This is a genomic window from Sphingosinithalassobacter sp. LHW66-3 (assembly GCF_050703275.1).
Classification (GTDB): Bacteria; Pseudomonadota; Alphaproteobacteria; order Sphingomonadales; family Sphingomonadaceae; genus Sphingomonas.
In genome coordinates, this window is the sequence record NZ_CP193482.1 from 2,213,591 (window position 1) to 2,238,123 (window position 24,533).

Consider the following 24,533-nt stretch of genomic DNA (forward strand, 5'->3'; position numbering starts at 1 on the left):
GCAGTGGCGATCTTCAGCGAAAAATGATGGAACGATGCCGAGCGGCGGCTCAGCGCAGATAGTCGAACAGCGAGAGCCCCGAGAGCTTTGTGAAGCTCGCCTGAGTCGCCTGAAGCACGGTCAGCGTCTTCTGCAGTTCGGCGATCGCGGTGGGCACGTCGGTCTCCTCGATCGCCAAGCGGGTTTCGGCGCGCGCCAGCGTCGCCGCCTCGAAGCGTTCCGCGACCAGATCGAGCCGCATCGCCCGCGCGCCGAGCGAGGCGCGCGCGGCGCCCACTTGCTCGCCCGCGGCGCCGATCCCATCGATCGCGTGCGACACTGCCGTGCCGAGCCCCTCGCCGCCGGCACGCAGCGCCTGCGCCAAATCGGCGACAAGCGCGAACATGTCCGTGCTGCCCGTCTCCGTGGCGATCCCGCCGAACACGGCCTGGCCACTCACCGTCGCCTGGATCGATTCGCCCCCTCCGATCGGGATCGGCGACGGCGCCCCTTCGCCGACGAAGCCGATGCTGCCGTCTTCGCCACGGGCATAGGCGCGGTCGCCGCTCGCGCCGCCGAACAACGGCTGGCCGCGCGCGTCGCGGGTGTTGGCGAGCGTCAGCAGCTCGTCGAGAATCGCGTCGAGCTCGGCGGCGATCGTCGCGCGATCGACGTCTGCGAGCGTGCCGTTCGCCGCAGAGAGCGCGAGCTCGCCCGCACGGCGAAGCTGGGTCTCGATCGCCGCGAATGTCGAATCGTTCTGGGCGAGGATGCCCTGCGCCAGAGTGACGTTCGCGGCATCGGCGGTCTGATCGGCAGCGGCGCGATCGAGCGCCGCCACCTGCTGCCAGGCGGCCGGCGCTTCCGAAGCCGTCGCGAACCTCTTGCCGGTGCCGATCTGCGCCTGAAGCTGGTCGGCGCGTGCCGTAAGGCGCGCCATCTGGGCCATCGGCCGATCGAAGACATGTGTGGTCGAGATGCGCATGGAGCCTACCGGATGTCGAGAATCGCCTGCAGCGTCTCGCGCGCGACCTGGATCACGCGGCCCGACGCCTGGAACGCTTGCTGAAAGCGGATGAGATCAACGGCTTCCTCGTCGAGGTTGACGGCGGCGCCCGCGTCGCGGACCGCGACGGCATTGTCGCGCATCGTGGCCTGCGCCTCCGCGACCGAGCGCCGACTCGAAAGCGCCGATGCGTTCGACGTGATCAGCGTCGTCACCCTGTTCTCGAAGCCTGCATCGCTGCGCAGCGCCTCGAAGCCGGCGAGATTTCCGTTGTCGCGCGTGCCGCCTCCCGGCAAGGCTGCTGCGATTCCGCGCGGATCGTGCAGCGCGACAGTGATCTGCGCGGGCGTCTCGCCGGGCGTGAACAGCGGCATCCCCTCCTGCCCGTCGAGATCCTGACCGCTGGCCTGAACCGCGTTGGCGCCGTCGATGAAGGCAGTCGCCAGCAGATCGAGTTCGGCTCGGGCGGCGGCGATTCGCTGAGCGCCTTCAGCCGTGCCGGCAAGCGCCCCCGCAGCGGGCACGAGCGTCTGAATCTCGCCGCTGCGATGGACGGCGAACGAAAGCGCGCCCTCGCCGTTGCCGACGCAGGTGACGATCCCCGCGCTCGTGCCGTCGATCAGCACCGGGCCGGCGGCCCCGCCCGCCCGAACGGCGGCGCGACCCGCGGAATCGACGCTGACGTGGATATCGGTGAGTGCGCTCATCGCCTCGAGCAGCCGATCGCGCTCGTCGAGCATGGCGGCATGGCCGCTGGTGCCCGGCATGGTGCGGCCGATGCCGCCGTTCACCTTGGCGAGGCTGGTCGCGAGGTTGTTGAGCGCGTCCACCGCCGCGTCGGCGCTCGTATCAAGGTCGGCAGCGGCTCCGGCGAGCGCCGCACCGGTCGCGCTGAACGCAGAGGCGAGTGCCGCAGCCGATTCCAGCATCGCCGCGCGCGGCGCGACTGCCGCGGGATCGGCCGCGACCGCCTTGGCCGAATTGAAGAAGGCAGTCAGCCGCTCGCCGAGCTGGTTGCCGGTCAGCGCGCCTTCGATCCGCGCCAACCAGGTCACGCTCGCTTCGCTGCGCGCCAGATCGGCTCCGGCGTTGCGCACCTCGGCACTGCGGATCGCGTCGCCCGAGCGGACAACGCCGTCGATCGCGACTCCCGATCCGTTGAGCCGTGCATCGGCGAACGAGGGGCTGGCGATCTCGCGTACCTGCGTCGTCCGGCGCACATATCCGGCCGTGCCGGCATTGGCGATGTTCTCGGACGTGGTGTTGAGCGCGCTCTGATAGGCGCGCACGCCCGAAGCGCCGATCCCCAGCATGTCGCTCATGCGTCGCCCCCGCTGCCGCCGCCGGTCTCGGGCTGGCTGCGCGACAGGAATTCGGTCATCGCCTTGCCGATGCCGAGCGGCGTGTGGCTCGCCATGTTCTGCGCGAGCTGCTGATCCTGCATGTCGCGGAACTGGTCGATCGCCTGGCTCTCGAACAGGCCGTCGGAAAGCCGCGCGCTGCGCATCGAGGACAGCATCATTCGCACGAAGATCGCTTCGAACTGCGCGCCCGCCGCGTCCAGATTGGCGCGCGTGTCGAGCCGCGACGTATCGGGCGCCGTTGGCCCCGCCGCGCCCGAGATGGTCGCGGGGCCGGTCACAGGATGACCAGCTCGGCTTCGAGCGCGCCGGCTTCCTTGAGCGCTTCGAGGATCGCGACCAAATCGGCCGGCGAGGCGCCGATGGCGTTCACCGCGCGGACGATATCGGCAAGCTGCGGGCCCGGATCGAACAGGAACATCGGATTGCGCTCTTCCTCGACCGCGACCGAGCTTTGCTCCTCGAGCGCGGTCACCCCGCGGCTGAACGGAGCGGGCTGCACGATGCGCGGGGCCTCGTCGATCTGCACCGTCAGCTTGCCATGGGTGACGGCGGCGGGGCGCACCCGGACCGCCGAGTTGATGACGACCGTTCCGGTACGGGCGTTGACGATGACGCGGGCAGGGGCTTGCGCCGCCTCGACGGGAAGATTCTCGATCTCGCTCATCATGGTTGCGCGAACGTCGGCGCCGGGCGGCGCCATCACCGCCACCGAAACGCCGTCGATCGCGCGGGCGCGCTGCTCGCCGAAGCGCAGGTTGATCGCGTCGGCCACGCGCTGCGCAGTGGTGAAGTCCGAGCGCGCGAGGTTGAAGGTGAGATACGGCGTCGTTTCGAAGCCGGTTTCGACCGCGCGCTCGACCGTAGCGCCCTCGGGAATGCGGCCGGTCGATGGGACGTTGACCACGATCCGTGATCCGTCGCGGCCCTCGGCGCCGAGCCCTCCCACCGCGAGGTTGCCTTGCGCCATCGCATAGATTTCGCCGTCCGCGCCCAGCAGCGGACTGAGGATCAGCGTGCCGCCGCGCAGGCTGCGCGCCCGGCCCATGGCCGATACGGTGATGTCGAGCCGCTGGCCCGGCTTGGCGAACGGCGGCAGCTCGGCCGTGATCATCACAGCCGCCGCGTTCTTGAGCGCCGGATTGACCCCCGGCGGCAGCTGCAGCCCGAAGCGCGACGCGACGCCGCGCATCGACTGGACCGTATATTCGAGATTGTCGTCGCCCGTGCCGGGCAGGCCGACGACGATGCCATAGCCGGTCAGCTGGTTTGAACGGATGCCCTGGAAGCCGCCGAGATCCTTCACGCGCTGCGCGGCAGCGGGCTGGATCGCGATCAGGCCGGCGAGCAGGGCGAGGAGCAAGCGAGTCATGGCGGCGTCTCTCCGTCGGCTCAGAAGGGGCTGATGATCTGGAAGAAGCGGCTGAGCCAGCCCTGCCGGCTCGCCCGGGCGAGGTCGCCGCGGCCGGTGTAGCTGATCTGCGCATCGGCGACGCGAGTCGATGCGACGCGGTTATAGGCGTCGACGTCCGCGGTACGGACGATGCCGCGGATGCGGACGAATTCGTCGCCGCGATTGAGCGTCAGCCGCTTCTCGCCCTGGACCACCATCAGGCCGTTGCCGAGCAGTTCGGCGACGGTGACGGTGATCTCCCCGGAAAGCGCATTGGCCTGATCCGCGGTGCCGCCGCCCTGGAATCCCCGATTGCCGCCGAACGTGGCGTCGCTCGGGCTGAACAGCGAGAGCGGCCCGGTGGTGGGCGGCAGGATCGAAAATCCGCCCGAGCTGTCGAGGTTGGTGCCCGCCGATTTGGAGGCGCTCGTGCGCTCGACCAGAACGATCGTCAGCGGATCGCCCACGCGGCGGGCGCGCTGACCCTCGTACAGCGCCGCATAACCCTGGCTCGCCTGAAAGATGCCGCCGTTGGCGGGCGGCGCCGGTTGCGCAATCGGCACGGCGGGCGCGAACTGCGGATCGGCGTCGCGGCGCTGCGCCTCGGCCGGAGCCGCGCTGAACGCCAGCACGGCGACGGCGGCCGAACCAAGGGCGAGGCCGGCGAGAAAGCGTGCCGAGCGCATGTCAGACGTTCTGGTTGACATATTGCAGCATCTCGTCGGTTGCCGAGATCATCTTCGAATTGACCTCATAGGCGCGCTGGGTTTCGATCATGTCGACGAGTTCCTCGACGACGTTTACGTTCGAGCCTTCGAGCATGCCCTGGCGGATGTTGCCGCGGCCGTCCTCGCCTGGATTGCCCAGATTGGCGGCGCCCGAGGCGGCGGTCTCGATCAGATAATTGTCGCCCTGCGCCTGCAGCCCCGCCGAATTGGGAAAGCTGGCGATCTGGATCTGCCCGAGCGTGCTCGGCTCGGTCTGCCCCGCGACCGTCGCCGAGACGGTGCCGTCGGTGCCGATGGTGATCGACGTCGCTCCTTCCGGAACGGTAATGCCGGGCATCAGCTGATAGCCTTCGGACGTGACCAGCATGCCTTCGGCGCTGCGCGAGAAGTTGCCGGCGCGGGTGTAGCCGAGCTGGCCGCCGGGCAGCTGCACCTGGAAATAGCCGTTGCCGTCCAGCGCCAGGTCGAGCGCATTGCCGGTCGTCTGGAGCGAACCCTGGGTCTCGATCCGCGCGGTGCCCTGGATGCGCACGCCGGTGCCCAGATTGATGCCGGTGGCATATTGGGTGTCGGCGGTGCTCGCCGATCCGGGCGCGGTCACCACCTGATAGGCGAGCGTCTGGAACGAGGCGCGGTCGCGCTTGAACCCGGTCGTGTTCACGTTCGCCAGGTTGTTCGAGATCACGCGCATGCGCATGTCCTGGGCATCGAGCCCGGTGCGCGCGATGTGCAGTGCGGCGGAACCCATTGCTTGTCCTCCTTAACCGGGCATCCGCATCAGCGATGCGGTGCTTTCGTCCATGCTCTTGGCCTCTTTCAGGAGGTTGGCCTGGACCTCATAGGCGCGCTGGTTCTCGATCATGTCGACCAGCGCCTGCGTGAGATTGACGTTCGACTGCTCGAGCGTGCCCGTTTCGACGCGGGCGTCGAGATCGGAGGGCAGGGCGCCGCCGCCGCGAACGTGGAGCAGATTGTCGAGCCCCTTCACCGTATCCGATCCCTCGGGACTGGCGAGCTTGATCCGATCGATGATCTGCGGCTGCGTGGGGTCGCCGCCCGGCGGCACGATCGAGACGCTGCCATCGGCGGCGATCGCGATCGATTGATGCGGCGGGACCGTGATGGGGCCCCCCGACCCCATCACCGGAAAACCGTCGCCGGTCTCCAGCACGCCCGACGGCGCGACCTGCAGGTCGCCGCGCCGGGTATAGGCCTCGCTGCCGTCGCCCGCCTGCACTGCGATCCATGCTTCGCCGGCGACCGCCACGTCGAGCGGGCGACCGGTCTGGACGAGCGCGCCGGGTCGCCGATCGGCGTCGAGCACCTGCTCGGTCGCGAGCTGGCGCGAGGCGAGGCCATCGCCGGACACCAGCATGCGGTCGAACGAGATCCGGTCGGCGCGATAGCCCACGGTCGAGGCATTCGCGATGTTGTTCGCGATCGAAGCCTGCGCCGCCATCTGGCTGCGCAGCCCCGAAAGTGCCGTGTAGACGAGCCGATCCATGTCCTGTCCTCCCGCCGCGGCTGCGATCAGCTGCGGATGTTGAAGATGGTCTGCGAGATCTGGCTGGCGGTATCGAGCGCCTTGGCGTTCGCCTGGAAGTTGCGCTGTGCGGCGATCAGCCCGACCAGTTCCTCGGTGATGTCGACGTTCGAGCGCTCGACCGCGCCTGCCATCAGACCGCCGAAGCCGTTGGTGCCGGGCTCGCCGAGCCGCGGTTCGCCCGAGAGGCCGGTCGCCGACCAGGTCGAATTGCCCAGCTGGCGCAATCCCGACGGATTGGAGAAGTTGGCGAGCACCACCTTGCCGAGCGGCTGGCTGTCGCCGTTCGAGAAGCTCGCGCGGACGATGCCGTCGTCGCCGATGGTGACGCCTTCGAACTGGCCTACCGCGGCGCCGTCCTGGCTGCGCGCGTTGACGCTGAACGGCGAGCCGACCTGCGTGGTGGCATTGCCGAAGTCGAGCGTGAGCACCTGTTCGGAAGTAGCGCCGGGCGCCAGGAAGCCGCTGAACGTCGTGGGTGCCGATGGCGCGGTCAGCTTGCCGGTTGCGTCGAATTCGAGCGTGATCGGAAGCGGCTCGCCGTCGCCCGCGTCACCGGCACTCAGCTGCTGGTCGCCGACGAACGAATAGACCTTCCAGTTCGAGGTCTGGTTATCGACCGTGGGCGAGGCCTCGCGGACGAAATAATTGGTCAGCGTCAGCGCGTTACCGTTCGCATCGTAGATCGTCGTCTGGGCCGACTGATTGTAGGTGCCCGGATCGAAGCGGTTGAACGTATAGGGCGTTTCCTCGTCGAACCGGGCGGCGTTGGCCGGGATCGGCGAATTGGCCGAGAGATTGAGCGACAGCGCGACATTCTCGGTCGCCTGCGGCGTGCCGCTGGTCTGCGGCAGGCGCAGCGCCACGGTGGAATCGACCCCCGTCGCCACCACCGCGCCCGAACCGTCGACCGGATAGACTTGCAGCTTGTTGCCTTGCGCGTCGGTGACATAGCGGTCGCTGTCGACCTTGAAGCTGCCGTTGCGCGTGAACATCACGCCCGACGATCCCTCGCCCTTCATTGCGAAGAAGCCGTCGCCCGAAATCGCGATGTCGAGCGCCGAGCTCGACTGGGTATAGCCGCCCTGGCTGAACTGCTGGCGCACCGATTTCACGACGGTGCCCGATCCGACCATCTGGGTCGGGTTCGAATTGGCGGTCGAGGCGATCACGTCGGCGAACTGCGTCGTCGAGCGCTTGAAGCCGTTGGTCGAGACGTTCGCGAGATTGTGCGAGATCGTCGACATGTCGGTCTGCGCGGCCTGCAGCCCGCTGAGCGAAGTGTAGAAGGACATTCGGGTTACTCCTGTTTGCGGGCTCAGCCGGCCTTGAGGACGGCGGAGGGAGAGATCTGGCCGATGCCAGGAAGGGTGAGGACGGGTTCGCCGTCCGCGTCGAATGCGACCGCAGTGACCGGAGCCCAGACCAGCGGAGTCGCTTCGACGGTTTCGCCTTCGGCGTTCATCGCGCCGACGCGGATGCGGAACGGCCCGGCACCGGGTGCGTCGCCGCTGTCGGTCGTGCCGTCCCATTCGAAGTCAATCGCGCCCGCGCTCCGCGCGCCGAGCTGCACCGTCTTCAGGATCGCGCCGTCGCCATTTTCGATTGTCACGGTGACGTCGCTGGCATCTGCGCCAAGGACGATCGTGCCGCTCATCGTGCCATCGGTGCGCGGATAGGCAGTGTCGCCTTCGACGAGCACGGTCTTGCCGACCCAGGACAGCGCATCGGCGGTCGTCGTTCCGCCCAGCCGCTCGGAGATCGCCTTCAGCGTCGAGTTCATCTCGCTGATGCCGGCGAGACTCGAGAATTGCGCCATCTGGGCGACCATCTGGCTGTTGTCGACCGGCTCGAACGGATCCTGATTCTTCAGCTGCGCGGTCATGAGCGTCAGAAAGTCGCTCTGATCCATCTCGGTCCGGCCAAGATTGGCGGCGTTCGCCGAGGCGGTCGCGGCGTTCGACGGTGTCGTGCGGCCGATGCCGAGGGTGGCGAGGGTGGAATCGAAGCTGCTCATCAGCCGCGGCCCAGCTTGATCGTGTCGAGGATCAGCGACTTCGCGGTCGCGAGCACTTCGACATTGTTCTGATAGTTCCGGGCGGTTTCGAGCATGTCGACCAGCTCCTGCGTCTCGTCGACCGCGCTCTCCCAGACATTGCCGTCGGCATCGGCCATCGGATTGCCGGGATCGTAGCGCCGCGTGGGTTCCGTACCCGCGTTGACGACGCGCTCGACATCGACGGTCGACATGCCGCTCGCTGCGTCGAAATGCGTGCGGAACACAGGCTTTAGCGTGCGATAGGCCCCGTCTGCGCTCGAGGCGACGGTGCCGGCGTTCGCGAGGTTGGAGGCCGTGGTGTTCATCCGCACGAGCTGCGCCGACATGGCGCGACCCGCGACCTGGAAGATGGTGAGCGGCTGATCGGGCATCTTACTCCCCCCTCAAGGCGCGCGTGATGGTGTTGATCCGCCCGTTCAGGAACGACAGCGTCGTCTGATAGGCGACGGCATTCTCGGCGAAGGCGGTCTGCTCCGTGGCGAGCTCTACCGTATTGCCGTCCGCGCTGGGCTGGAGCGGAACACGGTAGAGCGTCGCCTGCGCGATCGCCTGGTCGGATGCGCCCCCCGACGCCTCCAGTCCGGCGAGCGCTGCCCGGAAGTCGATGTCCTTCGCCAGATATCCTGGCGTGGACGCATTCGCGATGTTGGATGCGAGCATGCCCATGCGCTGCGAGCGCACGGTCAGCGCCGCGCCATGCACACCGAAAAGGCCTTCGTTCGACATCGTGCACATCTCCCGCACAAGGTTCGTCCGCATTCCAAGCAATGGGCGTGCCAATTGCGCTTCGGCGCCTCGAGAACCCTCGGGTGCCGTTTGCGATCGGCAGGAGCGGCAGGTTTTTGCCGGATCGGCGGCAATCGGTTGCCGGAACGGTCGCGAATGGTCCGGCGAGGGGCTTGAGCGGGGAGTTGGCCTGCGGATTGCATCGCGCGGAGCATGACAGCCGCCGATCTCGCTCCCTTCCTCGATCCGCTCGCACTCGCCATCGTCGGAGGCGGGACAATGCTCGCGGTGGCGCTCCGGACTCCGGGCCGCGACTTGGTCCGCGGAGTGGCCGCCCTGCGCGTGCTCGGGCGCCGCCGCTTCGACGCCGAGCCGCTGCTCGCGCAGGTCGCGGCGCTGACGCGTATCTTCCGGCGGCATGGCGTGATCGCGCTCGACCGTGCGGTCATCGCAGACGCCGATGTCGCAGCCGCCGTCGAGGCCATTGTCGATGGCGCGCGTGCCGATGCCGTGGCGGAGCTGGTCGCGCGCCGCCGCAGCGCGCGCGCCGAGCGCCACCGCGCAGCGGCGGAACTCTGGGCGGCGGCCGCCGAATCGGCGCCGGCGATGGGAATGATCGGCACGCTGATCGGGCTGGTTCGGATGTTCACGACGATGAGCGATCCCGCGGCGATCGGCGGAGCGATGGCAGTGGCGCTGCTCACCACCCTCTATGGCGCGGTGCTGGCGAGCCTGGTGGCGCTGCCGGTCGCGGCGCGGCTGCGGCGGCTTGCGCGCGTCGAGGCAGAGGAGCGGCTGCGGCTGGAGGCACCGCTGGTGGCGCTTGCCTCGATTCAGCCAGCGGGCGTTCGGGCGCCGCACGAGATCGCGGCATGATCGACATTTCCGAAGAGGGCGCGCGCAACGCCCGGCCCGTGTGGCTGACGACACTCGCCGATCTTGGCCTGCTGCTCATGGGCTTCTTCGTCTTTCTGCAGGCGACACAGGCCGAACCGCGGCTTCTCGCCTCGGGCTTCCGCGCCGCCTTCGATGCGCCCGCTGCGGAGCCGCGTCCGGCGATGCCGGTCGCCGCGGCGATTCTCGAAGGCTTCCCGCCCGGATCGGCAGTGTTGCCGCCGGCCGCGCATGTCGTCGCCTGGGCGCGCGAAGCCGCGCGTGACCCGCGCACGCGGATCACGGTGACCGGAGAGGCGGGGCGCGACGCTGCCGATCGCGACTTGGCGACCGGCAGCGCTGCGATCCTCGCTGCCGACCGGGCGCGGGCCGTCGCCGCCCTGCTCGTACGTGGCGGCGCCGTCGCGCCGGACCGGATCGAGATCGCCGCTGCGGACGGCCGGCGCCGCGCGGTGCTGACGCTCGGCTACGCGGGCGTGCCGCAATGACCGTTTGGCCCGGCACGATTGTTGCTGCGCAGGCGCCGAAAACGAAGGAGAAGATCATGCTGAAGCTCTTGCTGCCCGCGTCCGCGCTCATCGCTGCGACGCCCGCCGCCGCGCAGGACTTCCAGTCCACCGAAGCGCTCGACACGCTGGTCGCCCAATTCACCGGCAAGGCGATTGGCGAGGAGGGTGGCGCACGCGCGGCAGTCGATCGCCGGCTGCGGCTTGCTGCCTGCGCCGCACCGCAGCTCGAATGGCGCACCGATGCCCATGATGCCGTGGTGGTGCGCTGCATGGCGCCCAGCTGGCGCATCTTCGTCCCGGTCGACGCCGCACCCGCGGCACGCGCACAGGCGGCAGCCGCGCAGGGACGGACACGTCCGGCGGATCAGGAACCGGTGATCCGCCGCGGCGATCCGATCACGGTCGAGGCAGGCGCGCAGGGCTTTTCGATCACGCGCGACGGGATCGCGATGAGCGATGCGGCCCCGGGCGCGCGCCTGCTGGTGCGGGTCGAGGAGCGCGAACCGCCGATCCAGGCGGTCGCCGTCCAACCGGGCCGCGCGACCCTTCCTGGATGGACCGATTGATTTTCTGCTAAAGCGCCGTTGCCGACGGCCGTTTCTTCCGGTGTCGGCAGCAAAGCGAGGAATGCGGACATGGTGGATCCTATCGGCAGCAAACCGGCTAGCGCGATCGAGCGCCGTCCGGCGCCGGTCGGCCCTGCCGAGCCCGTCGCCGCGGCGCGCGCGGTGGAGGGTGCGACGTCGCAGAGTGCCGAGGCGCCCGGTGCGACGCTGCTCTCCGCGGCGATGGCCGCCGAGCCACCGGTCGATGCCGATCGTGTCGCGCGGATCCGCAAGGCGATCGCGGACGGAACCTTCCCGCTCGTGCCGTCGACCATCGCCGACCGGCTGCTCGCGCTCAAGATGAGCTGGAAGCCCCATGACTAGGCAGGACGCGCTGGTCGCAGTGATCGAGGCCCTTCACGCGGAGATCGCCGCGCTCAAGGCTAACGACGTCGCTGCGCTCGAATCGGCGACTCAGACCAAGCTCGCCGCGATCGAAGCGGTCGCCGCGCACGAAGCGACTCCGCCCGACGCGCAAATCCGCGAGCTCGCCGCCGAGGCACATCGCCTGAACGAAATGGCGCGTATCTACGTCAACCTGATGGCGGCAAATGTCCGCCGGCGCCTGCAGGATCTTGCCGGTGTGGCGGCGCCCGCCTACCGCCCTGGGCCGCGGCTCGCCTACGGCTGAGCCTTTGCGGCGCTTTCCGCTGAGCCGAACCGGCCACAGCGGCTAGACTGGCACGCTCCTTGCTGATCCGTTCCCGCACCCAGGGGAAATCGGATCAGGATTCGATGAACGTCGCTTCGATCGGAAACACTGCGGACGTCCAGTCGGCGATCGCGCTGGCCAGCCGGCGTACGGGCGTCGACTTCAACTATCTGCTCGGCCAGGCGCAGGTCGAAAGCGGGATGCGGGCCGATGCGCGCGCCCGCACCTCCAGCGCGACCGGCCTCTATCAATTCATCGAGCAGAGCTGGCTCGCCGTCGTCAAAGAACATGGCGAGAAGCACGGCCTCGGCTGGGCGTCCGACAATATTCGCCAGAGTGCGAGCGGACGCTTCACCGTCGCGGACCCCGCGACGCGCAGCGCGATCCTCGATCTGCGCACCAATCCCCAGGTCGCCGCACTGATGGCCGCCGAACACGCGTCCGACAATCAGGCTGCCCTCGAATCGTCGCTCGGCCGCGCCACCAACGGGACCGATCTCTACATGGCGCATTTTCTTGGCCTGGGCGGTGCGCGCTCCTTCCTTGGAGCGCTGGAGACGAACCCTGGCCGGTCGGGAGCGTCGATGTTTCCCGCGGCGGCGCGCGCCAATCGCAACATCTTCTATGCGGCGAACGGCCAGCCGAAATCGCTCTCCGAAATTTATCAGGGCTTCGCCGCGAAGCTCGACCGCGGCGCCGCTGCCGTCGGCGCGACCGGACTCGCCTCGGCGTCGCCGAGTGGCGCGGCCGAGGTTCGTGCGCTCGCGAACGGCGGTGCCGTGATCCCCGGGACGCGCGCGGTCGCGGGCGACACGCCGTGGGTCGAAACGACGCTCGCCAATCTGAACACGCTGCGTCAGGTCGATCCGCTGCGCCCCACGCCCGACACTGCGCGGCTCGCCTATCTGATGCTCGCGAGCCTGGGGGGCTGACCGAATGACTGCCGTTTCGCTTTCGCCCGCTTCGTTCGGACCCGCGATGAAGAGTTTCGCGCTGCCACTCGCGATCCTGCTGCTCGTGGCGCTGATGGTGGTCCCGATCCCGGCGTTCCTGCTCGACGCCTTCTTCATCATGAACATCATGATCTCGCTCGCCGTGCTCATGGTGGCGCTCAATGCGCAGAAGCCGCTCGATTTCTCCGCCTTCCCCACCGTGCTGCTCTTCGTCACGCTGTTTCGGCTCGGATTGAACGTCGCCTCGACGCGCGTCGTGCTCGTCCATGGCCACGAAGGCGAGGCCGCCGCGGGGCATGTGATCGAGGCGTTCGGCACTTTCCTGATCGGCGGCGACTATGTCGTCGGATTGCTCGTCTTCTCGATCCTGATCATCATCAACATGATCGTGGTGACCAAGGGCGCCGGCCGCGTGTCCGAAGTCTCGGCCCGCTTCACGCTCGATGCTCTGCCGGGCAAGCAGATGGCGATCGACGCCGACCTCAACGCCGGCCTCATCACGCCGGACGAGGCGCGCGCGCGCCGCATCGAAGTGTCGACCGAAGCCGATTTCTACGGCGCGATGGATGGTTCGTCCAAGTTCGTGAAGGGCGATGCTATCGCCGGTCTGCTGATCCTCGCGATCAACATCCTCGGCGGCCTGATCCTCGGCACGATCACGCATCAGATGAGCGTGGGCGACGCCGCACAGACCTATGTGCTGCTGGCGATCGGCGACGCGCTGGTGGCGCAGATTCCGGCGCTGCTGCTTTCGATCGCCGCTGCCGCGATCGTCACGCGCGTCACCTCGAGCCACGATCTCGCCGGACAGATCGGTAGCCAGTTCGGCAGCCATCGCACGTGGACGCCGGTGGCGGCCATTCTGGGACTGCTGGGCATCCTCCCCGGAATGCCCGCGCTCGTCATCCTGCCTGCCGCTGCCGGCGCAGGTTTCGCCGCCTGGAAGCTCCGTGCGATTGCGAACCGACCGCCGCCGCCCGAGCCGGTGGCTACCGAACCGGCCGACCTCTCCAGGATCGGCTGGGACGAAGTGACCGACAGCTGCCACGTCATGCTCGACATCGGCTACGGCCTCGTGCCGCTGGTCGACGAGCGCCGCGGCGGCCCGCTCATGGGCCGCATCACCGGCGTGCGCCGCCAGCTTTCGAAGGAGCTGGGGTTCGTCGTGCCGCAGGTGCGGGTGCGCGACGACATCAATCTGCCGCCCTTCACCTATCGCATCCTGATCGGCGGCGTGGTGGTGGGCGAGGATTCGGTCTCGCCCGACGAGATGCTGGCGCTCGACACCGGGGAAGCCGCGGGCTCGATTCACGGCAAACCCTGCAAGGATCCGACGTTCGGGCTCGACGCGATCTGGGTCAATCCGGGCGACGCGGACGCCGCGACCGGCGCGGGGTATCTCGTGGTCGATCCGGGCACGGTCGTCGCCACGCACCTCAATCAGATGCTGCTCCAGAACGCGTCGGATCTGCTCGGCCCCGACGAAGTGCAGGCGCTGCTCGACGGACTGAAGGACCGTGCGGCACAGCTCGTTGCGGCGCTGTCGCCGCAGCCGCTGCCGCTCACCACGCTGACGCAGGTGCTGCGCGGGCTGCTGGCCGAGAGCATTCCGCTCAAGGAATTCCGCCGCATTGCCGCCGCGATCGCGGTGGCCGCGCAGCGGACGCCCGACGCCGAGGAGATCATCGAGCTGATCCGGCCCGAGCTCGGCGCGCTCATCATTCAGAAGCTCTGCGGCGTGCGCGAGCCGCTGCGCGTGATGACGCTGGAAGGGCAGCTCGAGGCGCTGCTGGGGCAGGCGGTTCGCGCCGACGGATCGAATCGGCACACGATCGAGCCGGACCTTGGCCAGCGGATCGCCCAGGCGCTCAGCCATGCCGCGGCCCCGCTGATCGCCGAGGCCAAGCCCTTCGTCCTCGTCGTCCAGCCTTCGATCCGGCGCGCGATCCGCAAGCTCGTGAAGAGCGTGCTGCCCGACACGCCGGTGATGAGCTTCTTCGAAGTACCCGAGGAGAAGCCCGTCGAGGTCGTCGCGGTGATCGGTGCGCCGGAGGCGCTTCCCGCATGACCGCAGCTCCCCAAAGGAAGACCGATGCCATGACGGCAGCCGCCGCGCAGTCGCCGCTTACCTATTCGCGCACTCCTTCGCCCAAACGCGAGGCGGAGGCGCTGGTCCGCCGCCATCTGCACACGGTGCGCCGGGTCGCCTGGCACATCCATGGATCGATGAGCACGATCGTCGATGTCGAGGATTTGATCCAGATCGGGCTGGTCGCGCTGGTCGAGGCGGCGAGCGCGTTTGAGGATCGCGGGCAGGTGAGCTTCGAAAGCTATCTGATGACGCGGCTGCGCGGCGCGATGATCGACGAGCTTCGGCGACAGGCAACGCTGACTCGCGGCGCGATGCGGCGGCGGCGCGCCTACAACGGCGCGGTGGCCAGCCTTGCCGAGAGTCTCGGCCGCACACCTACCGATAGCGAAGTGGCGGAAAAGCTGGAAATCACGCCGGAGAAGCTGCGGCTGGAATATGCCACGGCCGAGGCGATCCGCTTCGATTCGATCGACGACGTCTATTCGGACGAGGCGCCCTGGTTCATGGCCGACGAGCCCGATGCCTTCGATCAGCTCGCCGAAGCCGATCAGCGCGAAGCACTGATCGAGGCGATCGCCGGCCTGCCCGAGCGCGAGGCGATGGTGATCCAGCTCTATTATGTCGAGGAACTCAACCTCGAGGAAATCGGCCAGGTGATCGGAGTCGGAGCCGCGCGCGTCTGCCAGATCAAGTCGGCGGCGCATGCGCGCCTGAAGAAGGCGTTGCGGGCGCGGCTCGGCTAGCGGTCGAGCAGCGCCAGCGTCCGATCGTCGCGCGCGCCCGAATAGAAGCCGTCGAGAACCGCGGCGAACCGCGCATCGCCGCTTACCGCCTCGAACAGAGTCATCGACGAGCGCAGTTTCATCGCATCGATGTCGCCGAGCATCGCCTCGGCCGTTCTGCGCCCGCGCCAGTCGAGCACCGCCTCGCTGCATTCGACAAGCCTGGGCCCGAGCAGGTCATGCGCCAGATAAGCGCACGCCTCGGCGCGGTCGACGATCGCATAGCGTTGCGCCTGCGCGCTGCGGCCGAGCCCGGCGATCTGCGGAAAGACGAACCACATCCAGTGACCGCGCTTGTCGCCGGCGCGCAGCTCGGCGAGCGCAGCGGCATAGCTGTCGCGCTGCGCCGCGACGAAACGATCGAGTTCGTTCGCTACCATTGGTTCGGCTTCGCGCCGGCCGGCCGCTGCGTCAACTCCGCACGCGAAGAGCCCCGGCGGCATGGCCGTCGGGGCTCCCGTGCGCCCCCTCTTGCGAGGGAGTTGACCGGTCGGGCGCGCCTGTCAGGGGGGTGACGCCCCCGACCGGCACAGCCTTAGCGGAGCAGCTGCAGAACCGATTGCTGGCTCTGGTTGGCCTGGGCGAGCATCGCAGTCGATGCCTGCGCCAGGATCTGCGCCTTTGCGAGCGCAGTCGTCTCAGCCGAGAAATCGGCGTCCTCGATCCGGCTGCGCGCCTCTTCGAGATTGGTCGAGATCGTGCTCAGATTGTTGACCGTCGACTGGAGGCGGTTCTGCACCGCACCCAGATCACCGCGGCTCGCCGAGATCTTGTCGAGCGCCGCGTCGATCACCGCCAGCGCATCCGAAGCCTCGGCCTGGCTGCTGATCGCGAGCGTGGTGTTCGTCGCAGTCAGCCCGGTGGCGGTGAGTCCCGCCTCGGTGCCGGAGATGGCGACCAGTTCGCCTTCCTCGGCCGAGAGTGCGACCGTTCCGGTGGCCGTCACGCCGGTGGAGTCGATCGCCGTCAGATCCATGGCTTCACCGTCGGCGCCAGTGGCCGCAGTGAACACGCCGTTGGCGCCCTTCAGCGCGACGTTCCCTCCGTCGGCGGAAGTCAGCACCAGCTTGCCGTCGACGTTCGACGCGACGATACCGGCATCGGACACGCCATCGGTGTCGTTGATGGTCGCCACCAGATCGTCGACGTCGGTTTCGGTGCCGGCCAGAGCGACGTCGGTATCGCCCACCTTGATCGTGATCGCTTCGGCTTCCGGACCTTCGGCGGTCACGCCGGTCGACAGGCTGGTGAGCGCGACGGTTTCGCCCTCGAAGTCGGTCGCCGCAGTGAAGACCGCATCGCCGGCCGCGAATTCGATATCGCCGCCGTCGGCACGCGTCAGCACCAGCTTTCCGGTATCGACCGACGCGACATAGCCCGCGTCGGTGACGGCCGACGTGGCGTTGATGCGATCGGCCAGCGCCTGCACGCTGCCGGCGGTCTCGTCGGCAGCGGTAAGCGTGACCGTCTCGCCGCCGATCGTGAGGCTGAGCGCCTCGGCGATCTCGCCGGTATCGACCGTCAGCGTGACGCTGTTCGGCGCCTGGGTGGTGAACTTGCTCGCGTCGACGGTCAGCGAGACGGCGTTGGTCGCGGTCGCGGTGACGCCGGTTTCCTCGGACTTCGCGTTGATCGCGGCCGCCTTCGCCGCTGCCGACCCGTCGGTGGAAGCGCCGATCGCGACACCGTTGATCGTCACGCCGCCCGCCGCCAGCGCAGTCGCGCCGACGTTACTGCCGCTGGCGCTTCCTTCGAGCGCCAGCAGACCCAGCTTGCCGGTCGACGCGGCCACCATCGACACGCTGATCGTCTCGCCGGCGTTGATGCCGGTCTGCAGCGTCAGCGCCTTGAGCGAACCGTCGAGCAGCTTCACGCCGTTGAAATTCGCGGTTTTCGAAACATTGTCGATCTCGGCGACCAGCTGGTCCATTTCCGCCTGCAGCGTGGAGCGCTCGATCGTTCCGAGCGTGCCGTTCGCCGACTGAGTGGCCAGTTCCTTCATGCGCTGAAGCATGTTGGTGACTTCGCCGAGCGATCCTTCGGCGGTCTGGGCGAGCGAAATGCCGTCGTTCGCATTGCGGATGGCCACCGCCATGCTGCGAACCTGGCTCGTCATGCGGCTCGCGATGGCAAGGCCAGCCGCATCGTCCTTCGCGCTGTTGATCCGCTTGCCGGTCGACAGACGCTCCATGGCGGTCTGCAACGACGCCGTTGCGCCCATCGACGCATTCGACGCGCGCAGCGACGCGATGTTCGTACCGATAACAGTCATGTCCAAGTCTCCTCAGTGCTGGCGCTTCCCGCGTCCCCCCTGAACGGGAGCCCGAGCCGCCAGCCCTGAGAACGACCGCCGATCCGCGGCATTAAGCAGAAACTCGCTCTCGCGCGCGTGCGCGCGTAGAGGCAATGCGCGCAGCGCGGTGAAAATCGTTGCGGAATCGAACAGACTTAACGGCTCGTTTACCACCTTTCCCCCAGAAGCAGCGCGACAGGGGGGATTTCATGGGCACGATCTATCCGTCCGCCGCAGTGCTGCGACAGAAATATGCGCTGGTTTCGGCGCTGCGCGCTCAGGGTTTCGAAATCGGCTCGTGCGAGAGCGGCAAGCCTGCGCCCGGCGACTTGTTCCTGGTCGCACAGGGCGAGACACCGCCGGTGGCCGCACGTACGCTGGTGATCGGGAACGACGGCTGCGCCGCAGTCCCCTTCCGCGACGGCAGTGCCGCCCGCGTCTGCTATTCGCCCGAAGAGGCGGCGACCGGCATCGGCTTCGCCAGCGCCTTCCTGCGCGGCCCCTCGGCGCCCGTGGCAGCCGATCCGGAAAGCCTCGCGCTGCTGGCGCTCGCCGAGCGCGTCGCGAGCGCCGACATCACGGTATTGATCAACGGCCCGACCGGCACCGGCAAGGAAGTGCTCGCACGCGCCATTCACGAGAGCTCGTCGCGGCGCGACGGACCGTTCGTGGCGATCAACTGTGCAGCGCTGCCGGAATCGATGCTCGAAGCCATGTTGTTCGGTCATCAGAAAGGCGCCTTCACCGGCGCCTCGTCGGGCGGCCAGGGCTTCTTCCGCGCGGCACACGGCGGCACGCTGCTGCTCGACGAGATCGCGGAAATGCCGCTCCAGCTCCAGGCGAAGCTGCTGCGCGCGCTTCAGGAGCGCGAAGTGGTGCCGATCGGCGGCACGCTGCCCGAAAAGATCGACGTGCGGGTGATCGCATGCGCCAACCGCGACCTGCAGGGCGAAGTCGAAGCCGGCCGCTTCCGCGCCGACCTTTATTATCGGCTCAGCGTCTTCCCGCTGAGCACCAAGGCACTTGCCGAACGCCCCGGCGACATTCCGGCGCTCGCGGCGGCGATGATCGTCCGTCACGGGGGCGGACGGGCTGCATTGCCCTGGCTTGCGCCCGATGCGCTCGCCGAACTGACTGCGCACGACTGGCCGGGCAATGTTCGCGAGCTGGAGAATGTGATCCAGCGCGCGCTGCTGCTGGCACCCGCCGATGCGATCGGCGCCGAGCACATCCTCTTCGACCGGCGGCCCGAGAACCGAGTGGAAGCCGGCGCGAAGCTGAGCAACATCGTCCAGATGTCCGAATTCCACGCGATCCGTGAGACGCTGGCGGCCTGCAACGGCAGCCGGATCGAAACCGCGCGACGGCTCGGCATTTCCGAGCGCACCTTGCGCTATCGGCTGGCCAAGGCGCGCGAGCAGGGCGACGACATCGCCCGGGCGATGTCGGCATGAGCGGCGTCGGCGGACCCGGCGCCGCGATGGGCGTCGATCGGGTGATGGAGCTGCGCGCCCAGATCCTCGAGCGCAATGCCGCGCTCAACCGGGCGCAGCAGACTGCCGGCGCGCCCGCACCCGTGGAGCCGCAGCGCACCAGCTTCACCGACACCTTCACCACCGCAGTCCGCGAGGTGAACCAGAGCCAGCAGGAAGCGGGAGCGCTCTCCGCTGCTTATGAGCGCGGCGAGACGGTGGATATCGCCAAGGTGATGCTCGCGCGCCAGCAGGCCTCGGTTGGCTTCGAAGCGACGCTGCAGGTCCGCAACAAGCTTCTCTCCGCCTATCGCGACATCATGAGCATGCCGGTCTGATCCGATGAGCACCAATCTCGCACCCGCATCCGAAGCACCCGCAGCGGCCCGGCCGCTTCCGGGCTTCGCCAATCCGCTGCGTCAGCTCGGCGGCATCATCGGCCAGCCTGCGGTCAAGCGCAGCCTGCCGATGATCCTGCTGGTCTGCCTCGTGCTGGCGGCCGCGCTCGCCTGGGCGATGGTCTCCACGCCGCCGCAGCGCATCCTGTTCACCGACCTGCCCGACGCCGACAAGGCGGCGGTCGCCGAGGCGCTCCAGCAGGCAGGAATCGAAACCGGATTCGACGGTGGCGGCGCCATCACCGTGGCCGAGGACGCGTATCACAAGGCGCGCATGCTGCTTGCCAGCCAGGATCTTCCGCGCGCCGCGCCGGGTGGCTATGCCATCCTCGATCAGCTGCCGATGGGCGTCAGCCGCGCGGTGGAGGGCGAACGGCTGCGGCAGGCGCGCGAAACCGAACTCGCCCGTTCGATTGCCGAGCTCGATTCGGTCGCCGACGCGCGCGTGCATCTGGCGATGCCCGAAAGCTCGGTGTTCGTGCGGGATCGCGCCGAACCCTCGGCGTCGGTGATCGTCCGTCTCCAGCCCGGCCGCACGCTCAGCGAAGCACAGGTGCGCTCGGTAGTGAATCTCGTCGCGTCCTCGGTGCCGGGGATGCAGACCGAAGCCGTCACGATCGTCGATCAGCTCGGTGCGCTGCTCAGTCGCCCGGACGGCGATATCGGCACGTCGGCAGGCGACACTCGGATCGATTTTGAACGCCGGGTCGAGGACGAGTATCGGACCAAGCTGTTCCAGCTGCTGACTCCGCTGGTCGGCGCGGGGAACTTCACCGCCGAGGTTCAGGCCGACGTCAACCTCGACGAAAGCCAGGCGACCCGGGAAAGCTACGACCGCGAAGGCGTCGTCCGTGCCGAGCAGGGCAATTGGACCGGAGCGCCGCGCGAACAGGCGCCGGGCGGCATCCCCGGCGCACTGTCGAACACGGCACCGGTCCCCGGGTCGGTCGAGTCACCCGATGCCGCGACCGCCGCCGCTCCCGCTGCCGCCGATGTCGCCCCGTCGACAGCGCCGATGCGGCAGAGCGACAGCTTCGCCCGCACCTATGACCTGGGCAAGGAAGTATCCGTGACGCGCACCGTGCCGGGAGCGGTGCAGCGCATCTCGGTCGCGGTGCTGCTGCGCAATCCGGAAGGCCAGCCGCGCACCGAAGCCGAGATCCGCCAGATCACCGAGCTCGTCCGCGCGGCCGTAGGCTATAACGAAGCGCGACAGGATCAGGTGACGGTCGTCAGCCGCGCCTTCACCGACAATGCGGATGTGCGCGAGGGCCCCGCCTGGTACGAGGCCGGATGGGTCGCGATGGTCGCGCGGCATGTCACTGCAGTGGTCATCGCGCTGCTGGTGCTGCTGCTCGGCGTGAGGCCGCTCGCCAAGGCATTGCTGAAGAAGCGGGAGGAGGGCGCGATGCACCGCCCGGCGCTTGCTGCCGCACAACCGTCCGCCGCCGAACCGCAGCCGGGGGTCAGCGTCGACATGCTCGATCGCGGCCGCAGCTACGACGATCGCGTTGGGCTGGTGCGCGGCTTCACGCGCGACAATCCCGCGCGCGCGGCGCTTGCCGTGCGCGACATGATCCGGACGAATGCGCCATGATGCACGGCGTTCGCCATTTCACAGGAGTGGAGCGCGCCGCCGTGCTGATGATGCTCGTCGGCGAAGAGGAAGCCGCCGCGATCCTCCAGAAGCTCGACCCCGAAGAGGTTCGGCAACTGGGCAAGGCGATGTTCGCCGTCGCCGATGTGAGCGAGGCCGAGGTCGAGCAGGTGCTCGACGATTTCGTCTTCAAGGCGCGCGACCGCAGCACCGTTCAGTTCGATCCGGCGCCGAAGATCGAAGGGATGATGACGAAGGCGCTCGGCGCCGAGCGGGCGGAAAGCGTTCTCGCCCGGATCATGCCGGCCCAAGCGGCCTGCGGGCTCGAACAGCTGGCCTGGTTCGATCCCGAAGAGATCGCTTCGATGATCGAGGCCGAGCATCCGCAGATCGCGGCGGTGCTGCTGGCCAACCTCGATCCCGATGTTGCCGCCAAGGTGTTCGAGAAGCTGCCCGAGGCGCAGCAGCCGGAGATACTGCATCGAGTCGCCAAGCTCGGCCCGATATCGCCGGAAGCGATCGAAACGTTGCGGACGATGCTCGAGAACCGGGCAGCTGCGCCGCGCAAGCAAGCCGGGCTCCAGCTCGGCGGCACGCGCGAGGCGGCGAAGATCCTGCAGGGCGCGCGCAAGGCGACCGAGGCCAAGGTGATGCCCAAGCTGTTCAAGCTCGACAAGGCGGTCGCCAGAGAGATCGAGGAGGCGATGTTCGTCTTCGACAATCTGCTCGAGCTCGACGACAAGAATCTCAGCACGCTCATCCGCAGCATCGACGGCGAGATCCTCGTCAAGGCGCTGAAGGGCGTCGAAGAGGAAGTCCGCAACCGCTTCCTCGGCTGCATGTCGAGCCGCGCCGCCGACGGCATCCGCGACGAGATGGAAGCGCGCGGCCCGATGAAGCTCGCCGAAGTGCTCGACGCGCAAAAGGTGGTGATCGGTGTCGCGCGCGGGCTGGTGAAGGAAGGGACCATCCACATGCCGGGGGGAGGCGACGAGGAATATGTCTAGCTTCGCACCGGGACTCGTCATGCGCCACGCCGCTGCCGGCGATTTGCTCAAGAAGGCGTTCGAAGGCGCCGCGGGATTCACCGCCGTCGATCCGGCCGCGAGCGCTGCGTGTGACTTCGCGCCGCAAGCCGAGGGGCCACGGCATTTCAAACCTGCCGACCCGAGCCGCAATCCGACCGAGGGCTGGGACCCGTTCGATGCCGAGTTGCCGCCCGCGCAGCCGCAGCCGCAGCCGAGCCGCAGCTTCAGCGATCCCGTCGCTGCGGCGCATGCCGCGGGCGTCGCGGAGGGCCGTGCCGCCGCACTTGCGGAAATCGAAGCCGCCCGGGCGCGCGAAGGCGCACTGCTCGACCAGGTTTCGACGGCGCTGGCACGCGGCGCCCATTTCGACCGCGAGCGGATGGCCGGGCAGCTGCGGCAGACCGTGCTGCATCTCGTCCACCGACTGATCGGCGAAACGGGCATTGCGTCCGACCTTCTCGACCGGCGAGTCGCCGCCGCGGTCGATCTGCTCGCGGACAGTGCCGAGTCGGCGCTGTTGCGGCTCCACCCCGAGGACGTGCCGCTGCTCGAAGGAAAGCTCCCCGCGCGCATCTTCGCGGTCGGGGATGCGCATGTTTCGCGCGGTGGCTTCGTGATCGAGAGCGCCTCGACGATCATTGAGGACGGCCCCGATCTCTGGCTCGAGCAGCTCGCCGAAGCGATCGACAAGGTGCCGATTCCGCCGCCATGCTGAACGCCTTTTCCAACGCGTATCTCGAAGGCCTGAGCGTCCGCGATTTCATCGCGAAGCCAAAGGTCTCTGGACGGCTTTCCTCCTACGACGGGCTGTTGATGGAAGCGGTCGGGCTGTCGCTGCCGGTCGGCACCGTCTGCGCGGTGGGCACGGCCGGTGCCGAGCGCGTGGAAGCCGAAGTCATCGGCTTTCGCGGCGGCAAGACGCTGCTGATGAACCTGGGCGGCCCGGCGCCGCTGCTCCCCAACGCGCCGGTCCGGCCAATCGGACCGCCGGGCGAAGCGGAGGTGGGCGCGGCACTGCTCGGGCGCGTCGTCGACGGCGCGGGCAAGCCGATCGACGGCCAGGGCCCGATCCGCGGCGCCGGCCGCTGGCCGCTCGCGGGCAAGCTCCAGTCGCCGCTCGACCGCGGCCGCGTGCTCGAGCCGCTCGACGTGGGCGTGCGCGCGATCAACGGCCTGCTCACGGTGGGGCAGGGCCAGCGGGTGGGCATCATGGCTGGTTCGGGCGTCGGCAAATCGGTGCTGCTCGGCATGATCGTCCGCGCCGCGCAAGCCGATGTGGTGGTCGTCGGGCTGATCGGCGAGCGCAGCCGCGAAGTAGCCGACTTCCTCGAGACCAAGATTCATGGCGAGGCGCGGGCGCGCTCGGTGGTGGTCGCCGTTCCCGCCAATCATTCGCCTGTGCTGCGAATCCGCGGTGCACTGCGGGCAACCGCCATCGCCGAAGCGTTTCGCGCCGAGGGCAAGAAGGTGCTGCTGATCCTGGATTCGCTCACGCGCGTCGCGCATGCGGGCCGGGAGATCGGCCTCGCGCTGGGCGAGCCCGCATCGGCGCGCGGCTATCCGCCCTCGGCGATCGCAATGCTGCCGAGCCTGATCGAACGGGCCGGCACCTGCGTTTCCTCGGGTGGCTCGATCACGGCGATCTACACGGTGCTCGCCGACGGCGACGACGGCAATGATCCGGTGGTCGACAGCGCGCGATCGATCCTGGACGGGCATATCGTGCTGAACCGCCAGCTCGCCGAGCGCGGCGTCTATCCGGCGATCGACCTGGGACCGTCGGTGAGCCGAGTGATGACCGACATCGTCGGCAAGGAGCATCTCCATGCCGCGCGCGTGCTGCGGCGCCATCTCGCCACCTATGAGGAAAACCGAGACCTCGTGCTGATGGGCGCCTATCGCAGCGGCGCCGATCCCGCGATCGATGCCGCCATCGCCTGCCATCCGGCGGTGCTGGAATATATCCGCCAGGACGCCGACGACGTCGTGCCGCTCGAAGCGGCGGTCGCCGAACTGACCGGCGTCTTCGGCGATGGCTGAGCGCAGCGCGAAGAAGCTTGCGCGAATCCACCGGGTGCGCTCGCTGCAGCTCGGTCAGGTCCAGGCGCAGGAGGCGCACGCGCAGGCGCGGCTGGCGCAGGAGGCGGCGCTGCGGCGGCGGATCGATGCGCTTGCCGCCAATGTCCAGCCGAGCTCGGCGCCGGCGCTTGCCACCAGCCTTGCCGCTTCCGCCCATTTCCGCGAACGGCTTCGCCACACCGCCGAGGCGGCCGATCGACGCGTGGAAGTGGCCCAGCAGGGGCTCGAAGACGCTCGCGCGGCAACCCGCGAGGCCAAGCGCGATCAGACCGCGGTCGAAAAGCTGATCGCGCGTCACGAAGCCGATGCCGCGCTGGCGGCGCTGCGCGCGCTCGAAGCGCTTCCTCCCGTCCGAGGGAATCGGCACGATCCTTGCTGACCCGT

Annotated in this window: 28 protein-coding genes; 15 read left to right on the forward strand and 13 right to left on the reverse strand. The window is 68.5% G+C overall.

Translation table 11 applies throughout. From position 1 onward, the window contains the following. Window positions 1–49: 49 nt before the first annotated feature. The 11 genes from ACQ450_RS10860 to flgB are packed head-to-tail and all read right to left on the reverse strand — an operon-like array spanning window position 50 to window position 8,795. Window positions 50–964, reverse strand: coding sequence for a flagellin (locus tag ACQ450_RS10860; RefSeq protein WP_431469282.1), 915 nt, complete (start codon window positions 962–964; stop codon window positions 50–52). A gap of 5 nt (window positions 965–969) precedes the next feature. Beyond that, on the reverse strand, window positions 970–2,307 hold the full coding sequence (gene flgK / locus ACQ450_RS10865) for a flagellar hook-associated protein FlgK (protein WP_431469283.1): 1,338 nt from the start codon (window positions 2,305–2,307) through the stop codon (window positions 970–972). Continuing rightward, a complete protein-coding gene (locus tag ACQ450_RS10870; RefSeq protein WP_262503813.1) occupies window positions 2,304–2,627 on the reverse strand; it encodes a rod-binding protein in 324 nt (107 codons plus the stop codon). The genes flgK and ACQ450_RS10870 overlap by 4 nt, the downstream gene beginning before the upstream one ends. After that, entirely contained in the window at window positions 2,624–3,718 is a 1,095-nt protein-coding gene (locus ACQ450_RS10875) for a flagellar basal body P-ring protein FlgI (protein ID WP_188053518.1), read from the reverse strand. The genes ACQ450_RS10870 and ACQ450_RS10875 overlap by 4 nt, the downstream gene beginning before the upstream one ends. Before the next feature lie 20 nt (window positions 3,719–3,738). Beyond that, window positions 3,739–4,425, reverse strand: a complete 687-nt coding sequence (locus ACQ450_RS10880) for a flagellar basal body L-ring protein FlgH (protein WP_262503814.1) — start codon at window positions 4,423–4,425, stop codon at window positions 3,739–3,741. A 1-nt stretch (window position 4,426) separates the two neighbouring features. Next, a complete protein-coding gene (gene flgG, locus ACQ450_RS10885) occupies window positions 4,427–5,215 on the reverse strand; it encodes a flagellar basal-body rod protein FlgG (RefSeq protein WP_188053522.1) in 789 nt (262 codons plus the stop codon). Between the two features lie 12 nt (window positions 5,216–5,227). Further along, a complete protein-coding gene (flgF, locus tag ACQ450_RS10890; protein WP_431469284.1) occupies window positions 5,228–5,971 on the reverse strand; it encodes a flagellar basal-body rod protein FlgF in 744 nt (247 codons plus the stop codon). 26 nt (window positions 5,972–5,997) lie between these two features. After that, window positions 5,998–7,305, reverse strand: a complete 1,308-nt coding sequence (locus ACQ450_RS10895) for a flagellar hook protein FlgE (RefSeq protein ID WP_188053526.1) — start codon at window positions 7,303–7,305, stop codon at window positions 5,998–6,000. Window positions 7,306–7,328: 23 nt separating this feature from the next. Continuing rightward, window positions 7,329–8,027: a flagellar hook assembly protein FlgD gene (locus tag ACQ450_RS10900; RefSeq protein ID WP_431469285.1), complete on the reverse strand. Its 699-nt coding sequence runs from the start codon at window positions 8,025–8,027 to the stop codon at window positions 7,329–7,331. Continuing rightward, window positions 8,027–8,440 carry a flagellar basal body rod protein FlgC gene (gene flgC / locus ACQ450_RS10905; protein WP_188053528.1) on the reverse strand — a complete coding sequence of 138 codons (414 nt, stop codon included), beginning with the start codon at window positions 8,438–8,440 and terminating at the stop codon, window positions 8,027–8,029. Before flgC ends, ACQ450_RS10900 begins: the two co-directional genes overlap by 1 nt. Before the next feature lies 1 nt (window position 8,441). Beyond that, the gene (flgB, locus tag ACQ450_RS10910; RefSeq protein WP_431469286.1) at window positions 8,442–8,795 is read right to left on the reverse strand and encodes a flagellar basal body rod protein FlgB; all 354 of its coding nucleotides are present in this window, start codon (window positions 8,793–8,795) and stop codon (window positions 8,442–8,444) included. A 213-nt stretch (window positions 8,796–9,008) separates the two neighbouring features. On the opposite strand from flgB, the gene ACQ450_RS10915 reads away from it, so the two are divergent. From ACQ450_RS10915 to ACQ450_RS10950, 8 genes are all read left to right on the forward strand, one after another. Beyond that, entirely contained in the window at window positions 9,009–9,671 is a 663-nt protein-coding gene (locus tag ACQ450_RS10915) for a MotA/TolQ/ExbB proton channel family protein (RefSeq protein ID WP_431469287.1), read from the forward strand. Continuing rightward, window positions 9,668–10,177, forward strand: a complete 510-nt coding sequence (locus ACQ450_RS10920; RefSeq protein WP_431469288.1) for a flagellar motor protein MotB — start codon at window positions 9,668–9,670, stop codon at window positions 10,175–10,177. Before ACQ450_RS10915 ends, ACQ450_RS10920 begins: the two co-directional genes overlap by 4 nt. 56 nt (window positions 10,178–10,233) lie before the next feature. Continuing rightward, entirely contained in the window at window positions 10,234–10,764 is a 531-nt protein-coding gene (locus ACQ450_RS10925; protein WP_431469289.1) for a flagella basal body P-ring formation protein FlgA, read from the forward strand. 69 nt (window positions 10,765–10,833) lie between these two features. Further along, complete coding sequence (flgM, locus tag ACQ450_RS10930) at window positions 10,834–11,127, forward strand: flagellar biosynthesis anti-sigma factor FlgM (RefSeq protein WP_431469290.1); 294 nt, start codon at window positions 10,834–10,836, stop codon at window positions 11,125–11,127. Further along, a complete protein-coding gene (locus tag ACQ450_RS10935) occupies window positions 11,120–11,434 on the forward strand; it encodes a flagellar protein FlgN (protein WP_431469291.1) in 315 nt (104 codons plus the stop codon). Before flgM ends, ACQ450_RS10935 begins: the two co-directional genes overlap by 8 nt. A 104-nt stretch (window positions 11,435–11,538) precedes the next feature. Further along, on the forward strand, window positions 11,539–12,387 hold the full coding sequence (locus ACQ450_RS10940; RefSeq protein WP_431471214.1) for a lytic transglycosylase domain-containing protein: 849 nt from the start codon (window positions 11,539–11,541) through the stop codon (window positions 12,385–12,387). 4 nt (window positions 12,388–12,391) lie between these two features. Further along, window positions 12,392–14,476, forward strand: a complete 2,085-nt coding sequence (flhA, locus tag ACQ450_RS10945; RefSeq protein ID WP_431469292.1) for a flagellar biosynthesis protein FlhA — start codon at window positions 12,392–12,394, stop codon at window positions 14,474–14,476. A gap of 29 nt (window positions 14,477–14,505) precedes the next feature. Continuing rightward, window positions 14,506–15,243 (forward strand): sigma-70 family RNA polymerase sigma factor, encoded by a 738-nt coding sequence (locus ACQ450_RS10950; protein WP_431469293.1) that lies wholly within the window; start codon window positions 14,506–14,508, stop codon window positions 15,241–15,243. Here the strand turns inward: ACQ450_RS10950 and ACQ450_RS10955 are convergent. Together ACQ450_RS10955 and ACQ450_RS10960 are read right to left on the reverse strand one after the other, a co-directional pair. Then, on the reverse strand, window positions 15,240–15,662 hold the full coding sequence (locus ACQ450_RS10955; RefSeq protein WP_431469294.1) for a DUF1810 domain-containing protein: 423 nt from the start codon (window positions 15,660–15,662) through the stop codon (window positions 15,240–15,242). The genes ACQ450_RS10950 and ACQ450_RS10955 overlap by 4 nt on opposite strands. Before the next feature lie 155 nt (window positions 15,663–15,817). Beyond that, entirely contained in the window at window positions 15,818–17,554 is a 1,737-nt protein-coding gene (locus ACQ450_RS10960) for a flagellin (protein ID WP_431469295.1), read from the reverse strand. 230 nt (window positions 17,555–17,784) lie between these two features. Here ACQ450_RS10960 and ACQ450_RS10965 point away from each other — a divergent pair, with 230 nt between their 5' ends. The 7 genes from ACQ450_RS10965 to ACQ450_RS10995 are packed head-to-tail and all read left to right on the forward strand — an operon-like array spanning window position 17,785 to window position 24,528. Next, window positions 17,785–19,029 (forward strand): sigma-54 interaction domain-containing protein, encoded by a 1,245-nt coding sequence (locus tag ACQ450_RS10965; protein WP_431469296.1) that lies wholly within the window; start codon window positions 17,785–17,787, stop codon window positions 19,027–19,029. Next, window positions 19,026–19,385, forward strand: a complete 360-nt coding sequence (gene fliE / locus ACQ450_RS10970) for a flagellar hook-basal body complex protein FliE (protein ID WP_431469297.1) — start codon at window positions 19,026–19,028, stop codon at window positions 19,383–19,385. Before ACQ450_RS10965 ends, fliE begins: the two co-directional genes overlap by 4 nt. Before the next feature lie 4 nt (window positions 19,386–19,389). Continuing rightward, window positions 19,390–21,042, forward strand: coding sequence for a flagellar basal-body MS-ring/collar protein FliF (gene fliF, locus ACQ450_RS10975; protein ID WP_431469298.1), 1,653 nt, complete (start codon window positions 19,390–19,392; stop codon window positions 21,040–21,042). Continuing rightward, the gene (gene fliG / locus ACQ450_RS10980; RefSeq protein ID WP_431469299.1) at window positions 21,039–22,049 is read left to right on the forward strand and encodes a flagellar motor switch protein FliG; all 1,011 of its coding nucleotides are present in this window, start codon (window positions 21,039–21,041) and stop codon (window positions 22,047–22,049) included. Before fliF ends, fliG begins: the two co-directional genes overlap by 4 nt. Next, window positions 22,042–22,785, forward strand: coding sequence for a FliH/SctL family protein (locus tag ACQ450_RS10985; protein WP_431469300.1), 744 nt, complete (start codon window positions 22,042–22,044; stop codon window positions 22,783–22,785). The genes fliG and ACQ450_RS10985 overlap by 8 nt, the downstream gene beginning before the upstream one ends. Next, window positions 22,779–24,110, forward strand: coding sequence for a FliI/YscN family ATPase (locus tag ACQ450_RS10990; protein ID WP_188053557.1), 1,332 nt, complete (start codon window positions 22,779–22,781; stop codon window positions 24,108–24,110). The genes ACQ450_RS10985 and ACQ450_RS10990 overlap by 7 nt, the downstream gene beginning before the upstream one ends. Beyond that, on the forward strand, window positions 24,103–24,528 hold the full coding sequence (locus ACQ450_RS10995) for a hypothetical protein (protein ID WP_188053559.1): 426 nt from the start codon (window positions 24,103–24,105) through the stop codon (window positions 24,526–24,528). Before ACQ450_RS10990 ends, ACQ450_RS10995 begins: the two co-directional genes overlap by 8 nt. Window positions 24,529–24,533 lie beyond the last annotated feature (5 nt).